This is a genomic window from Paraburkholderia gardini (genome assembly GCF_907164575.1).
Lineage (GTDB): Bacteria > Pseudomonadota > Gammaproteobacteria > Burkholderiales > Burkholderiaceae > Paraburkholderia > Paraburkholderia gardini.
This window is the reverse complement of the sequence record NZ_CAJQYY010000009.1, coordinates 67,118-79,999: the sequence shown is the minus strand read 5'-3', so window position 1 is coordinate 79,999 and position 12,882 is coordinate 67,118. Positions and strand designations below refer to the sequence as shown.

Annotated in this window: 16 protein-coding genes; 4 read left to right on the top strand and 12 right to left on the bottom strand. The window is 66.2% G+C overall.

Features of this window, described 5'->3' with window-relative positions:
- Nucleotides 1-5 precede the first annotated feature (5 nt).
- Nucleotides 6-791 (bottom strand): lipoyl(octanoyl) transferase LipB, encoded by a 786-nt coding sequence (lipB, locus tag LPA34_RS09415; RefSeq protein WP_228977315.1) that lies wholly within the window; start codon nt 789-791, stop codon nt 6-8.
- Nucleotides 792-874: 83 nt separating this feature from the next.
- Nucleotides 875-1,201 (bottom strand): DUF2917 domain-containing protein, encoded by a 327-nt coding sequence (locus LPA34_RS09410; protein WP_228977312.1) that lies wholly within the window; start codon nt 1,199-1,201, stop codon nt 875-877.
- Between the two features lie 99 nt (nt 1,202-1,300).
- Here LPA34_RS09410 and LPA34_RS09405 point away from each other — a divergent pair, with 99 nt between their 5' ends.
- Complete coding sequence (locus tag LPA34_RS09405; RefSeq protein ID WP_228977310.1) at nt 1,301-2,263, top strand: transcriptional regulator GcvA; 963 nt, start codon at nt 1,301-1,303, stop codon at nt 2,261-2,263.
- 22 nt (nt 2,264-2,285) lie between these two features.
- Here the strand turns inward: LPA34_RS09405 and LPA34_RS09400 are convergent, their stop codons facing one another.
- The 9 genes from LPA34_RS09400 to LPA34_RS09360 form a co-directional block, all read right to left on the bottom strand.
- Nucleotides 2,286-2,555 carry a DUF493 family protein gene (locus tag LPA34_RS09400; RefSeq protein WP_228977307.1) on the bottom strand — a complete coding sequence of 90 codons (270 nt, stop codon included), beginning with the start codon at nt 2,553-2,555 and terminating at the stop codon, nt 2,286-2,288.
- Nucleotides 2,556-2,676: 121 nt separating this feature from the next.
- Entirely contained in the window at nt 2,677-3,906 is a 1,230-nt protein-coding gene (locus tag LPA34_RS09395; protein ID WP_228977305.1) for a D-alanyl-D-alanine carboxypeptidase family protein, read from the bottom strand.
- 349 nt (nt 3,907-4,255) lie between these two features.
- Nucleotides 4,256-4,900 (bottom strand): alpha/beta hydrolase, encoded by a 645-nt coding sequence (locus LPA34_RS09390; protein WP_228977304.1) that lies wholly within the window; start codon nt 4,898-4,900, stop codon nt 4,256-4,258.
- A gap of 7 nt (nt 4,901-4,907) precedes the next feature.
- Nucleotides 4,908-5,225: a (2Fe-2S) ferredoxin domain-containing protein gene (locus LPA34_RS09385; RefSeq protein ID WP_228977302.1), complete on the bottom strand. Its 318-nt coding sequence runs from the start codon at nt 5,223-5,225 to the stop codon at nt 4,908-4,910.
- 106 nt (nt 5,226-5,331) lie between these two features.
- Nucleotides 5,332-6,489 (bottom strand): VanZ family protein, encoded by a 1,158-nt coding sequence (locus LPA34_RS09380; protein ID WP_228977300.1) that lies wholly within the window; start codon nt 6,487-6,489, stop codon nt 5,332-5,334.
- A gap of 31 nt (nt 6,490-6,520) precedes the next feature.
- Nucleotides 6,521-7,162, bottom strand: a complete 642-nt coding sequence (locus LPA34_RS09375; RefSeq protein ID WP_228977299.1) for an ABC-type transport auxiliary lipoprotein family protein — start codon at nt 7,160-7,162, stop codon at nt 6,521-6,523.
- Nucleotides 7,163-7,180: 18 nt separating this feature from the next.
- Entirely contained in the window at nt 7,181-8,143 is a 963-nt protein-coding gene (locus tag LPA34_RS09370) for an MlaD family protein (protein WP_228977297.1), read from the bottom strand.
- 16 nt (nt 8,144-8,159) lie between these two features.
- The gene (locus LPA34_RS09365) at nt 8,160-9,038 is read right to left on the bottom strand and encodes an ABC transporter ATP-binding protein (RefSeq protein WP_228977295.1); all 879 of its coding nucleotides are present in this window, start codon (nt 9,036-9,038) and stop codon (nt 8,160-8,162) included.
- Nucleotides 9,035-10,168, bottom strand: coding sequence for an MlaE family ABC transporter permease (locus tag LPA34_RS09360; protein ID WP_228977293.1), 1,134 nt, complete (start codon nt 10,166-10,168; stop codon nt 9,035-9,037). The genes LPA34_RS09365 and LPA34_RS09360 overlap by 4 nt, the downstream gene beginning before the upstream one ends.
- A 136-nt stretch (nt 10,169-10,304) precedes the next feature.
- Between LPA34_RS09360 and LPA34_RS09355 the strand changes: the two genes are divergently transcribed.
- The 3 genes from LPA34_RS09355 to LPA34_RS09345 are packed head-to-tail and all read left to right on the top strand — an operon-like array spanning nt 10,305 to nt 12,325.
- The gene (locus LPA34_RS09355; RefSeq protein WP_228977292.1) at nt 10,305-11,210 is read left to right on the top strand and encodes a biotin--[acetyl-CoA-carboxylase] ligase; all 906 of its coding nucleotides are present in this window, start codon (nt 10,305-10,307) and stop codon (nt 11,208-11,210) included.
- Nucleotides 11,207-12,049 carry a type III pantothenate kinase gene (locus tag LPA34_RS09350; RefSeq protein ID WP_228977290.1) on the top strand — a complete coding sequence of 281 codons (843 nt, stop codon included), beginning with the start codon at nt 11,207-11,209 and terminating at the stop codon, nt 12,047-12,049. Before LPA34_RS09355 ends, LPA34_RS09350 begins: the two co-directional genes overlap by 4 nt.
- Before the next feature lie 36 nt (nt 12,050-12,085).
- Nucleotides 12,086-12,325: a hypothetical protein gene (locus LPA34_RS09345; protein WP_228977289.1), complete on the top strand. Its 240-nt coding sequence runs from the start codon at nt 12,086-12,088 to the stop codon at nt 12,323-12,325.
- 43 nt (nt 12,326-12,368) lie between these two features.
- Here LPA34_RS09345 and rfaE2 read toward each other — a convergent pair whose 3' ends face one another.
- Entirely contained in the window at nt 12,369-12,851 is a 483-nt protein-coding gene (rfaE2, locus tag LPA34_RS09340; RefSeq protein WP_228977287.1) for a D-glycero-beta-D-manno-heptose 1-phosphate adenylyltransferase, read from the bottom strand.
- Between the last annotated feature and the right edge of the window lie 31 nt (nt 12,852-12,882).

Sequence of the window (12,882 nt, the reverse complement as noted above, 5' to 3'; positions counted from 1 at the left end):
TCCAGTCAGGCGGTGACGGCACCGGCCTGCGGTTGGGCGACGGCCGCGGGTGTGCCGTCGATGTTTGCGGTGAGGCGTGCTGCGAACGTCCGGGCCACGTCGTCCCAGCCGGCAGCGACGCCCAGCGTCGCCATGTCGACCGTTTCGAGTCCTGCGTAGCCGCATGGATTGATCGCCAGAAACGGCTGCAGATCCATGTTCACGTTCAGACTGACGCCGTGATAGCTGCATCCGTTGCGGATTTTCAGGCCGAGCGCGGCGATCTTGGCGCCGGCATGCAGACCGGCATCCGGACCAGGCGCCACGTAGATACCGGGCGCGCCCGCCTTGCGTTCTCCGGCGAGATTATACGCCGCGAGCGTTTCGATCACGGCCTGCTCGATCCGCGTGACCAGCTCGCGCACCATCAGCTTGCGCCGACGCAAGTCGAACAGCAGGTAGGCGACCACCTGTCCCGGGCCGTGATATGTGATCTGTCCGCCACGATCGACCTTGACGAGTGGAATCCCGCTGTCGGCGGCCAGCAGATGGGCCGGATCGCCGGCCTGGCCGAGCGTGAAGACGGGCGGATGTTCGACGAGCCAGATTTCGTCGACGGTGTCCGCGGAGCGCGCATCGGTAAAAGCGCGCATGGCGTCGAAACTGATTTCGTAAGATTCGACGCCGCGCCAGCGCACCGTGACCTGCCGCGCGGCGGCCACAGAACAATCGCTCCCGATGGTGGGAGCAGTCTGACTGGACGGGGTTGAACCGGGGGACAACGTAGACGGGGAAACAGGCGTGGCGCACATGATTTCGCCAGTTTACCGAAATACGGCGCGCCCCGCCGGAGCGCGCCCGGTTCCTGCAGGCACTCCGGTAGAGCAACGCTCGCTCAAACGGTCCGCCAGCCTTGCCTCAGCCAGCATCCGAGCCGGTCAGCCACGCGTGCGGACCAGTTCATCGCGCGCTCGTCGGGACGGGTCGGCACCGCGAACGCGAGCCGCGCCACCGGACCGCCTTCGACGCTCAGCCACAGCCGCTCGCCGCGCCGCAGCCGCAGCGTGTGGCCGGCCTCCAGCCAGTAATCCTCGATATCGTCGCTACGGGTTACCCACACGGCAGCGCAGCTCACCTTCAGGCGCGTGCTGCGCATCACCATCAACGGCACCGTTTCACCCGCCTGGATTTCAAAGGTTATGCTAGAGGAAATTTCTCGCATGATTCGCTCCGACAAAGTCATTCTGATGACTACAATCGTAGACGTATCAAGGGTTTGAGCAAAACGACCAATTTTCACGGATATGTGAGAAAAATTGCAATGGACCTCCGACAACTTCCCGCCCTGAACGCCGTCAAGGCGTTCGAAGCCGCCGCCCGGCACGAGAGCTTTTCGCGCGCCGCCGACGAACTCTTCGTCACACATGGCGCCGTGAGCCATCAGATCCGCGCGCTCGAAGCCGAACTCGGCGTGGCGCTGTTCGCCCGCGACGGCAAGCGCGTGCGGCTCACCGAAGTGGGCGGCCGCTATGCGACGCAGGTGCGCGCCGCGCTCACGGCGCTCGCCGATGCGACCCGCCAGATCCGCGCCGGAGACCGGGAGCGGCGACTGGTGGTGACGATGCTGTCGTCGTTCGCGGCGCGCTGGGTGACGCCGCGTATCGGCAGCTTCATCGAGGCCAATCCGCAGTGGGACCTCGAACTGCTGTCCACCAATGTGCTCGCGGATTTCGCGCGCGACGACGTCGATGCGGCGATCCGGTTCGGCTTCGGCAAGTATCCGGGCCTGCACTCAGAACTGCTGCTCGAGGAGATTTTCTTCCCGGCGTGCTCGCCGGACTTCAACGGCGGCAATCTGCCGAAAACGCCGGCTGATCTCGCGAATGCGCCGCTGCTGCGCTCGGACGACGAGCTATGGCGCCCGTGGTTCGACGCCGCCGGGCTTACCGATCTGCCGGAACCGAAGCGCGGCGTGCTGTATCAGGATTCGTCGAACCTGCTGCAGGCGACCATCGACCGTCAGGGTATCGCGCTCGTCCGGCGCTCGCTGGCGATGCACGAGATTGCAAGCGGGCGACTCGTGCGTCTGTTCGATGTCGACGGCCCGAGCCCGTGGCAGTACTACTTCATCTGCCCGCAGCCCATGCTTCAGGCGCCGCGGGTCGCGGCGTTCAGGGAGTGGCTTTTCGCGGAGGTGGCGCGCTTCAGGCAGCTTTTCGAGCGCGCGTGCGCTGAACGTTCGGGCGCGGGGAAAATGCCGGACGCGTTGCACGTCCAGCCGTAGCTGTCGCCGCGGCGACAGCGCATCAAAGCACCACTTTCACCATCGGATGACCGGTGAGCGCGCGATAAATATCGTCGAGATGCGCGCGGCTCTGCGCGCGTACGGTCACCGTCAGGCCAGTGTAGTTGCCGCTGCTCGACGGGCGCGTTTCAATACGCGTCACGTCGAATTCGCCGTCGAACTCGCGGATCACCGTCACGATCGTGTCGTGGAAATCCGGATGCGACTTGCCCATCACCTTGATCGGGAAATCACAGGGAAACTCGAACAGCGAGTCGTTTGCTGAATCCATCTTTTACTCCTTCCAGCGCCGCATTCCTCAATTCACCGATGCGCCGCCCGCGTCTGCCTTCGATGCGGCGCGCGGCCCGCGGCAACTACCGCCGGCACACGCCGCATCGACCTTCCCAAGCTTACTTCTTCTTGTTGAACATCAGCATCATCGAATCCCACACGCGCCCGACGATACCTGCCTGCGGCACCGCCTGCAGCGCGACGACCGGGATTTCCGAGAGCGTCTTGCCATCCGCCACGATCTTCGCAGTGCCGACCCGCTGGCCGTCCGCGATCGGGGCGATCAGCGGGTCCGTGAGCTCGACCTGCGGCTTCGCCTTGTCGCCCACGCCCTTCGGCACGGTGATGTACTGGTCGCTCTTCACACCAATCTTGACGGTATCGGCCGCACCCTTGTAGACGCGCGGCGTCCCGATCACCTGACCCGCCTTGTACAGGCGCACCGTGTCATACGCGGTGTAGCCGTAGTTCAGCATCTTCAGGCTGTCCTGTACGCGATCGTGTTCCTTCGGCTCGCCCATCATCACCGTGACGAGACGACGCGTCGCATCAGGCGCTCCCGGCACCGGACGCTTCGCTGTTGCGATCAGGCAATAGCCGGCAGCCTGCGTGTGACCCGTCTTCAGGCCGTCGACGGTCGGATCGAGCCACAGCAGACGGTTGCGGTTCGGCTGCTTGATCTTGTTGTACGTGAATTCGCGGACCGAGAAGATGTTGTAGTAGTCCGGGAAATCGCGGATCAGGCGCGTCGAGAGAATCGCGAGGTCGCCTGCCGTCGTGTAGTGCTGCGGGTCGGGCATGCCGTTCACGTCAGCGTAGTGCGTGCCCTTCATGCCGAGGCGCTGTGCTTCGGCGTTCATCTGCGCGACGAACTGCGTCTCGCTGCCGCCGACCAGTTCGGCCAGCGCGATCGCCGCATCGTTGCCGGACTGCACGATCATGCCGTACACGAGATCGTGCACGGTGACCGGCTTGTTCGCTTCGATGAACATGCGCGATTCGTCCGTGCGCACGCGGCGCACGGCTTCGCTCGGCATGATCGTCTGATCCATCGTGATCTTCTTCTTTTGCAGCGCGTCGAACACCAGATACGCGGTCATCAGCTTCGTGAGCGATGCCGGTTCGACCCGCTCATCGGGATTGCCCGAGGCGAGCACCTGGTTGCTGGTGGCGTCGACGAGTACCCACGAGCGCGCGTTCACGCCCGGAGGCGCCACCTGCGCGAACGCCGTGCTCGCCACAAGCGTCGCGGGCAGCAGAACGCCGAGCGCAACCGTGCGACGGATCGAAGAAGGCGTGAAAGACGCGAGGGACATCGGGGACGAAGTGCCGGAGGAGGAAAAGCGCATAGGATCGATTCGGGCAGAAATATGCTTTGCGCGCGGGGGCACGCAGATGGGAAGAGCCGGTCGGCGGGCGCTCGCCGAACTGCACGTGCAGTTCGGCGGTACGGCGCCCGTTGGACTTCCGGCCACGCGATCGGTTCGCGCGGCGTTGTCAATCATCCGGCGATGCAAGCGGGCATCCCGCCGGACGGAGCGACAACACCGCGCCCAAAAAAGAGCGCTCATTATACGCGCCGCAATCCGACAATCCGCCGACAGCGGGACCGATAAACTCACATTTCGTGCGTACCTGTACCCCGGAATCGTGTGCGGGGAGGTTGCAGCGGCACATTGACTTCACATGAGCGCCGCGTTAGCGCCAGGCGTCGACGATGATCCGCTTCAGGATATGCAACTTGCGATGCAGGAAATGCTCGGCGCCCGGAATCACGACGACCGGCAGTTCCTGCGGCGCGGCCCAGTCGTAGACCGACTGGATCGGCACCGTTTCATCGGTTTCGCCGTGAATCACGAGCGTGTTTTCCGGCACCGGCGCAACTTCCCAGTTGCTCGCGGCCGTGCCGACGAACACGATGCGTTCGATCGCATGGCCCTCCTCCTTTAACCGCGCGGCCACGTGCGAGAGCACGAACGTGCCGAACGAAAATCCCGCCAGCACGAGCGGCATCTCCGCCTGGCCTTCCTGCGCGCGCATGAAATCGAGCACCGCGCGCAGATCGTCCCGCTCGCCGATGCCCTTGTCGTGCTCGCCCTGCGTTTGCCCGACGCCGCGAAAATTCGCGCGGTACGTCACGTAGTTCAGCTGCACGAGCGTGCGTGCGAGCGTCTGCGCGACCTTGTTGTCCATCGTGCCGCCGAAGAGCGGATGCGGATGCGCCACGAGCGCGATACCGCGCGGTGCGGCGCCTGTGTCGCGGTTTTCGTCGGGCGTGTCGACGGCGACTTCGATCTTGCCGACCGGGCCGTCGATCAGGAATTTTTTCGTATGAACGTTCATGGGCGGATCAGATTTTCAGACGTTCGACGACCTTGCCGTTCACCAGATGCGAATCGACGATTTCATCGATATCGGTTTCGTCGATGTACGTGTACCAGGTTCCTTCGGGATACACCACGATCGTCGGGCCTTCCTCGCAGCGATCGAGGCAGCCTGCCTTGTTGATGCGCACCTGGCCGGGACCCGCGAGGCCGAGCTTCTTCACGCGTTTCTTCGCATATTCCTGCATCGCCTGCGCGTTGCAGTTCGCGCAGCAGGGTCGCTCCGCGCCGGGTTCACGCTGGTTGAGACAGAAAAACACGTGGTACTTGTAGAAGGAATCCATGGTGTCCGGCGAGTGGGCAGAAAGAGTTTGAGTGGCGCGGCGTGGACCGGGAGTACAGGTCCGCCATGTGGGCACTGGGTCCGGACGATTATAACGAGCGTGCCCGTCAGCCGCTGGCGCGACCCCGCGAGAACCACGCCCGTTCGGCCGAAAACGCCAGCCACACGAGCGCGGCGTACGGCCACATCCACGCGAGCCAGCGTGCAAGGCCATTGAAATGCAGATAGCGGCCCTGACGCCAGTCGGCGAGCACGACGTCGAAATACGGATTCACCGGCAGCAGGTTGCCGAACGCCAGCATCAGCACGAGCGCGAGCGCCGCAAGCGCCGCACGCCACGCCGACGGCACGCTGAGCGCAAGCAGCCCGGCGAGCACGCCGCACAGCAGGCCGGTCAGCGCACCGGGCGTCGCCCAGTCGAACGCGAGGCCAGTCTGCGACTGCAGGAACGTGGCGCCGACTTTCACGAAAAGCGTCACCGCGACGAACGTCAGCAGCAGCCGGATGCGCGGCGCCCGGTCGCGCATCGGCAGCGACGCCAGCGCGCACGCGGCGAACAGGCTGAGCGCGGTGATCACGGCTTCCCACGCATCGTCGGGCAGCCAGGCGGCGACGTGCGCGGGCCACGACGGCACGTTCCAGCGCCCGGGCGTCCACGCGAGGAGCGCGTCCTGCATCGTCGAATCGAAGCGCAGCCATAATTCACGCGGCCAGTCGCCGATACCGAAGAGGCGCGGCGCCGGATACATCGTCGCGAACGGCCATAGCAGCGCGAGCCCGAGGAGTGCGGCCGCGTCGCGATGGAACCACAGGAAACGCATACGCCTGAGGACGCCGCGATCGAGCAGCGGGCCGGTCGCCGGCGCCATCAGCACCGCGCCGAGGAGCGCGCCCAGCGCGTTGGCGGCGAGGTCGAGATTCGACGCGACGCGCGTCGGCAGATACGTCTGAATGGCTTCCATCGTGCCCGAGAGCCACGCACCCAGCACGAACGCGATGCCAACGGCCAGCGCACCGCGACAGCGCGGATATACCGCGAGCACGACGAGCGCGCCGAACGGCATATAGCCGAGCACATTGGTGACGACGTCGAACGCAGTGAGGTACTGCGGAAGCGGATCCAGCAGGAAATCAAGCGGCCCGAGCCCCAGCGAGCGCCAGCCGGCAAACGGATACAGCGAGCCGTACACGATCAGGGCCGCGTAAAGCGCGAGCGCCTGTCTTGCGAACGCCGACGGGCGGCGCTGCCAGGACTTCACCGACATGCAGCGCTCCGGAACATGCGCCGCGCAGTGGTCATTGCGCGGCGACGAGCGGCTGCACGCCGAGCCACGCGCTGATCTGCGAGACGAGTTCATCGCTGGCGGCGGCAAGCGCGCGCGCGCCGCCCGCCGCATCCGGCGAACTTGCCGGCGCGCGCGAGACGAACGTGCGCTGGCCGACGACCTTGCCGTCCTGGAACAGCGTGGCGCGGGCCGTCACGGCGCCGTGGCTTTCCGCCTGGCCGTCGAACACCTGCTCGAACTCCTGCAGATCCACCTTCAGCACCGGCGCGCGCACGCTGTCGGCACCCGTCAGCACGGCGCCGCGCGAACTGAGCGCCGCACGCAGACGCTGCGTCAGCAGTTGCGCGGGCGGCATCGTCCAGTGGCTGTTCGCGTACGCGGAGAGCTGCTGCGCGTCGCTGTAGCTCAACCGGTAGCTGAGCTTGTCGGAGCCGAGCGTTTCGGGCGCCTCGACGTCGAGCACCTTGATGGCCGGCATCGGACCCACCGACGCAGCCGGCGACGGTGGCCCGAAGTCGTAGCGGATATCGGAGATGGCCGCCGGATTGCCGGCGCATCCCGACAGCACGCCGAGCGCGAGCACGAGCGCGAACGCCGCGCCGGACGGGAAAAACCGGCGTGTGTGCCGGAAAGGGCTGAACGAGCGTGGCATTTCAATGTTCCTTGTCAGTCATTTCGTGGCGTGGGCCGCGGGCCAGGTAAAGCCTGGCTCGCCGGGGCCCGGCGCGGCCGGCGCAGCGCCGAACAGCACGCTGCGCGGGTTGTTGCTGAACGTGTCGGCGGCACGGTCGACCGAGCGCGCGGCGCTGCGCACGTCGTCGGCAAGCGTGTTCACGTGCGGCAGCGTGTCGTAGTCGACGCGCGCCGACAGCTCCTGCACCGTCTCGTCGATCGACGTCAGCGCGACCCCCGCCTGCTGCGCCGCCGTGCCGACCTTGTTCAGATTGACTTCGAACGGGCCATCGGGCCGGTTCAGGCTGGTGATCAACTGGTTCGTCGAGGCCAGCGTGCGATCCAGCTGGTTCAACGTCGACGGCAGTTTGCCCGCTACGGGCGCCATCTGCTGCGTCAGGGTCGCGACGCCGTCCGCTGCGTGCTGCAGGCTCGCCGCACTCGACATCAATTGCGCGCGCATTTCGGGCGACAGCAGATCATCGACGTCGTCCGCTACCTCTTCCAGTTTGCGCAGCAGGATGTCGCCGCGCTTCTGCAACTGGTCGAGCAGCCCCGGATGCATCGGAATCTGCGCGATCTGCTTCGGGGTCGACGGCATCGGCGACGGGTCCTTGCCCGTGTCGTCGAGCTGGATGAACGCGATGCCGGTCACCCCCTGGAAGCCGAGGCTGCCGAACGTCGAATGCGTGATCGGCGCGTTCCGGTCGACCAGAATGCGGATCAGGATCTGCCCCGGATGGTCGTGATCGAACTTGATCGACTGCACCTTGCCGACGTCGAGCCCGCGATAGCGCACGGCGGCGTCGGTAAAGAGGCCCGTCACGTTCGTGCGCGCGATCAGGTCGTACGGTTCGCGCACGGAGCGGTCGACGTTGAACAGGAACGCCGCGATGCCGACCGCGACCACCAGCACAACGGTGAAGAGCCCGGCCCAGAAGGCGTGTGATTTGTTTTCCATGGTCAGGTTCCCGGATTCACAACTGGACTTCGGCCGAGGCCGGCTCGAGGGCGGCGGCGGGCAGCTTCGCGCGTCGTTCCGGCGGCAGCGCCTGCAGCGCGCGCCGGCCGCGCAGGCCAAGAAAATACTCGCGGATAAACGGATGATCGACGCCCGCGGCCTCTTCGACAGGCGCGGCGACCAGCACCTTGCGGTCGGCCAGCACCGCAACGCGGGTCGAAAGCGCGACCATCGTGTCGAGATCGTGCGTGACCATCACGACAGTGAGCCCAAGCGCACGATGCAACGTGCTGATCAGATCGACGAATTCTTCCGACGCCTGCGGATCGAGGCCGGCCGTCGGTTCGTCGAGAAACAGCAGTTCCGGTTCGAGCGCGATCGCCCGCGCGATGCCGACGCGCTTGATCATGCCGCCCGAGAGCGCCGCCGGCATTTTCGACGCGTGCTTGCACGGCAGACCGACCATTTCGAGCTTCAACATCACGATGTCGCGCAGCAGGTCTTCGGGAATGTCGCCGAGTTCGCGCAGCGGCTGCGCGATATTGTCGAACACCGACAGCGACGAAAACAGCGCGCCCTGCTGGAACAGCATGCCGTAGCGGCTGCGCATGAGGCGCGCCTCTTCCGGCTCGATCTTCGAGGTGTCTTCGCCGAAGACCTTGATCGTCCCCGACGACTGCCGTTCGAGGCCGAGAATCTGCCGCACGAGCGTCGTCTTGCCGGATCCCGAACCGCCGACGATCGACACGATCTCACCGCGCCGCACCTCGAAGTCGAGATGCTGATGCACGATGTTGCGCCCGTAGCGTTTGGTGAGATTGTGGACCTCGATGACCGGTTCGGCGATCTCCGGCAGCGGCTGGTCACGAACAGCGGTCGCGAGCGGTGCGGTCATCCGAGCCCCACGTTCTGAAAGAGGATCGCGAACACGGCGTCCGCGAGAATCACGATCGTGATCGACGTCACCACCGACGTGGTCGTGCCTTCACCAAGACTCTGCGAATTCGCCTTGATGCGAAACCCGAAGTGGCAGCCGACGATCGCGATCAGCATGCCGAACGCGACGCCCTTGCCGAGGCCGATCCACAGGTTCGCGACCGGCACCACGCCCGGCAGCGCCCGTGCGAAGTAGCTCATGTCGATGCCGAGCACGATTTTCGCGGCGAGCGCACCGCCCGTCAGCGCGACGATGTTCGTCCACATCACGAGCAGCGGCATCGCGATGCCGAGCGCGAGCACACGCGGCAGGATCAGCCGCAAGCCGTGCGGAATGCCCATCACCCGCATCGCGTCGAGTTCCTCGGTGACGCGCATCACGCCGATCTGCGCGGTGATCGCCGAACCGGAGCGCCCCGCGACCAGAATCGCCGAGAGCACCGGCCCGAGTTCGCGGATCACCGCAAGCCCGAGAATATTGACGATGAACTGATTGGCGCCGAAGAGCCGCAATTGCTGCGCGGAGAGGTAGCTGAGCACGATGCCGATCAGGAACGCGACGAGCGCCGTGATCGCCAGCGCCTTTGCGCCGGCGTTATAGACGTTCGCTGAAATCTCGGTCCATGGAATCAGCTTCGGGTTACGCGCGATGGTGAGCAGATCGAGCACGACCCGCCCGAACATCGCGATGCCGCCATACAGGTGCTCGAAGAACGAGAAGATCGCGAGGCCCAGCCGTGTGAACGGATCGAAGCGCTGGACCTTGTCGGGGTTTTCACGGGCCAGGTCGAGCAGCGCGATGCGGTGGAAGATTTCGCGCTGCGTGTCGTTCAGCTCGACGAGATCGGCGGGCATCCGGTGGCCCCACACGCGCCACAGCGCCTGGCCGCCGACGTGATCCATCCGGTCGACCCGCGACAGGTCCCACTGGCCGATCTTCTCGGTCGCAAGGGCGTGCAGCCTGATCACGACGCCACTGCGATGGCGGTCGCGCGCGAGCGCAAGCGCCGTCCACTGGCCGGATAGCCGGACGATCTTTCCCTGGCTGCCAGCCGCGACTTCAAGGCCGGGCGGAGTGTCGTAGTTCAAGGATCGCGGGTTCGCTTGGATGGAGTCAGCGGCCATTGTAACGAAGGCGCTGCGTTTGAGCGGTCCGGGAGCACTCCGTTATGTCCGCTTGCGCCCTCGCGCCCACTTGCGGCGATGGACAACTACAATACGCCTCATGAATCCCCGCACACCTTCCCCCGATGCCGCGCCAGCCGGCGACTGGCGCATCGACCGGGCGCGCGCCGTGACGCTGTTCGGACCGGCCGCGCACGACTGGCCCATCGACATCGTCGAAGAAACCGGCTCGACCAACGCCGACCTGATGGCCCATCTTAAGTCGCTGCCGCGCGAGCGCGATGCGTTGCCGCGGCCGGTGGTCCGCGTCGCCTATCTGCAGACGGCCGGACGCGGCCGGCGTGGCCGTCCGTGGTACGCCGAGCCTGGCAACGCGCTGCTGTTCTCGGTGGCGTGCGTGCTGCCGCGCCCGCTGGAAGGGCTGGCCGGGCTGAGCCTCGCGGTCGGCGTCGCGCTCGTCGACGGATTGCGCTCGCTGCCGCTCGCGGCGCCGGGTCAGATCTCGCTGAAATGGCCGAACGACGTACTCTTCGAAGGCGACAAGCTCGCCGGCATCCTGATCGAGACGGCGTGGAGCACAGCGGACGCGAGCGCGGTCGTCATCGGTATCGGCACCAACGTGAAAGGCGCTGAGGAACTGGCGGCGAAAGTCGGCGCGCTCAATGCTGGCGCCCCCGCGCAGACGCGCGGCACGACGCCGACCGCGTTGTCCCGCGCACTGCCGAACGCGAATCTCACCGATACGCTCGCGGCCGAGCTGAACGCGCTCGAACCGGCGTTGCAGCGCTTCGCCGCCGAAGGCTTCGCGCCGTTCCGCGCGCGCTGGAACGCGTGCCACGGTTACGCCGGGCGCGAAGTCGTGCTGATCGAGCAGGGCGTCGAGGTGATGCGCGGCGTCGCGGCAGGCGTCGATGACAACGGGCTTCTGCTGCTCGATACCGCGACGGGCCGCGAGACCATCTCGACCGGCGACGTGTCGCTGCGTCTCGCCGACGGGGTCGCATGAGCGGCCAGCCTTTTTTGCTGATCGACGCGGGAAACAGCCGCATCAAATGGGCGCTGGTACGACGCGACGGCACGTTGCTGCAAAGCGGCGCGTTTGCACACGGCGCGCCCCAGACCGACGCGTCCGCCGACGATCCGGACTGGTCCGCGTTACCGGCATCACCGCTAGCGGCGCCTGAAAGTGCGTGGATTTCGAACGTCGCGGGCGAAGTTGTCGCGCGGCGCATCGAGCGACTGATCGACGCGCACTGGCCGGCACTGCCGCGCACGACGATTCGCGCCGTCGCGCAGCAGTGCGGCGTGACCAACGGCTATACGACGCCGGCGTCGCTCGGCAGCGACCGGTGGGCCGGGCTGATCGGCGCTCACGCGGCGTTTCCCGGCGAACCGCTCCTGATCGCCACGTTCGGCACTGCGACGACGCTCGAAGCGCTGAGCGCCGACGGCACGTTTGTCGGCGGCGCGATCGCGCCTGGCTGGTCGTTGATGATGCGCTCGCTCGGCGAACACACGGCGCAGTTGCCGACGCTCGATGCCGCCTCCGCCCGCGATCTGCTGGATCAAGGTGAAGGCCCGGGCAAGCGCCGCGGGCCGTCGTTTGCGACCGATACGCCGCGCTCGCTGTCGGCGGGCTGCGCGCTCGCGCAGGCGGGCCTGATCGAACGCATGTGGAACGACCTGAGCGACGCGTGGAAGGTGCCCGTTCGGCTCGTGACCGGCGGCGGCGCCGCGGACGAGGTGACAGCGGTGCTCAAGGTGCCGCATACTCGCCACGATTCGCTGGTGCTGTCCGGTCTCGCGCTGATTGCTGCCGAAGTCAGCGGCGCCGGACACCGCTGATCTGATCCAAACTACTTGCCGACGGAGAACCCGACGATGCTGCGCTGGCTGATCGCCATCCTGTTTCTTGCCAACATGCTGGCGTTTGCCGCCGTGCGCGGCGTGTTCGGACCGTTGCCGTCCGCCGGGCTGCGCGAGCCGAATCATGTGAGCCGCCAGATTCACGCCGAATCGCTACAGATTCGACCGATGACAGCAGCCGAAGCCGCCGATCAGGCGGTAGTCGGCGAACCGGCGCCCGCTGCGCCCATCGCGGCGTCGGCGTTGACGCAGTAAGCACCCGGGAGCGCGATCCACACCGATGGCGCCGCCCGCGACATCAGCCCTGCGTACGCACCTTCTTGAGCAGCGCAGTGGTCGAGCGGTCATGCTCGAACGGAATCGCGAGCGCACGGCCGCCCCAGCCGCGCACCAGCGCGGATTCGGGCAGCACATCCATGTCGTAGTCGCCGCCCTTCACCAGCACGTCCGGACGCAGCGCTTCGATCAGCGCAACCGGCGTCTGCTCCTCGAAGCACACCACCCAGTCGACACTTTCGAGCGCGGCGAGCAACGCCATGCGGTCGGATTCGGTGTTGATCGGGCGGTCGTCGCCCTTGCCGAGCATGCGCACCGACGCATCGCTGTTCACACCGACAATCAGCGATGCACCGAGCGCCTTCGCGTCGGCAAGATACGTGACGTGCCCGCGATGCAGGATGTCGAACACGCCGTTCGTGAACACCACCGGCCCCGTCAGCGACGCACGCAGTTGTGCGAGCGCGTCGCGGGTCATGATCTTGCGTTCGAAAATGGCGGACATGGCGAGGAAATCAGAAAGAAGAACCCGACAG

Bases quoted from the DNA above. Each gene is read 5' to 3' on its own strand.
- lipB (WP_228977315.1), bottom strand. From the start codon at position 791: ATGTGCGCCACGCCTGTTTCCCCGTCTACGTTGTCCCCCGGTTCAACC.
- LPA34_RS09410 (WP_228977312.1), bottom strand. From the start codon at position 1,201: ATGCGAGAAATTTCCTCTAGCATAACCTTTGAAATCCAGGCGGGTGAA.
- LPA34_RS09405 (WP_228977310.1), top strand. From the start codon at position 1,301: ATGGACCTCCGACAACTTCCCGCCCTGAACGCCGTCAAGGCGTTCGAA.
- LPA34_RS09400 (WP_228977307.1), bottom strand. From the start codon at position 2,555: ATGGATTCAGCAAACGACTCGCTGTTCGAGTTTCCCTGTGATTTCCCG.
- LPA34_RS09395 (WP_228977305.1), bottom strand. From the start codon at position 3,906: ATGCGCTTTTCCTCCTCCGGCACTTCGTCCCCGATGTCCCTCGCGTCT.
- LPA34_RS09390 (WP_228977304.1), bottom strand. From the start codon at position 4,900: ATGAACGTTCATACGAAAAAATTCCTGATCGACGGCCCGGTCGGCAAG.
- LPA34_RS09385 (WP_228977302.1), bottom strand. From the start codon at position 5,225: ATGGATTCCTTCTACAAGTACCACGTGTTTTTCTGTCTCAACCAGCGT.
- LPA34_RS09380 (WP_228977300.1), bottom strand. From the start codon at position 6,489: ATGTCGGTGAAGTCCTGGCAGCGCCGCCCGTCGGCGTTCGCAAGACAG.
- LPA34_RS09375 (WP_228977299.1), bottom strand. From the start codon at position 7,162: ATGCCACGCTCGTTCAGCCCTTTCCGGCACACACGCCGGTTTTTCCCG.
- LPA34_RS09370 (WP_228977297.1), bottom strand. From the start codon at position 8,143: ATGGAAAACAAATCACACGCCTTCTGGGCCGGGCTCTTCACCGTTGTG.
- LPA34_RS09365 (WP_228977295.1), bottom strand. From the start codon at position 9,038: ATGACCGCACCGCTCGCGACCGCTGTTCGTGACCAGCCGCTGCCGGAG.
- LPA34_RS09355 (WP_228977292.1), top strand. From the start codon at position 10,305: ATGAATCCCCGCACACCTTCCCCCGATGCCGCGCCAGCCGGCGACTGG.
- LPA34_RS09350 (WP_228977290.1), top strand. From the start codon at position 11,207: ATGAGCGGCCAGCCTTTTTTGCTGATCGACGCGGGAAACAGCCGCATC.
- LPA34_RS09345 (WP_228977289.1), top strand. From the start codon at position 12,086: ATGCTGCGCTGGCTGATCGCCATCCTGTTTCTTGCCAACATGCTGGCG.
- rfaE2 (WP_228977287.1), bottom strand. From the start codon at position 12,851: ATGTCCGCCATTTTCGAACGCAAGATCATGACCCGCGACGCGCTCGCA.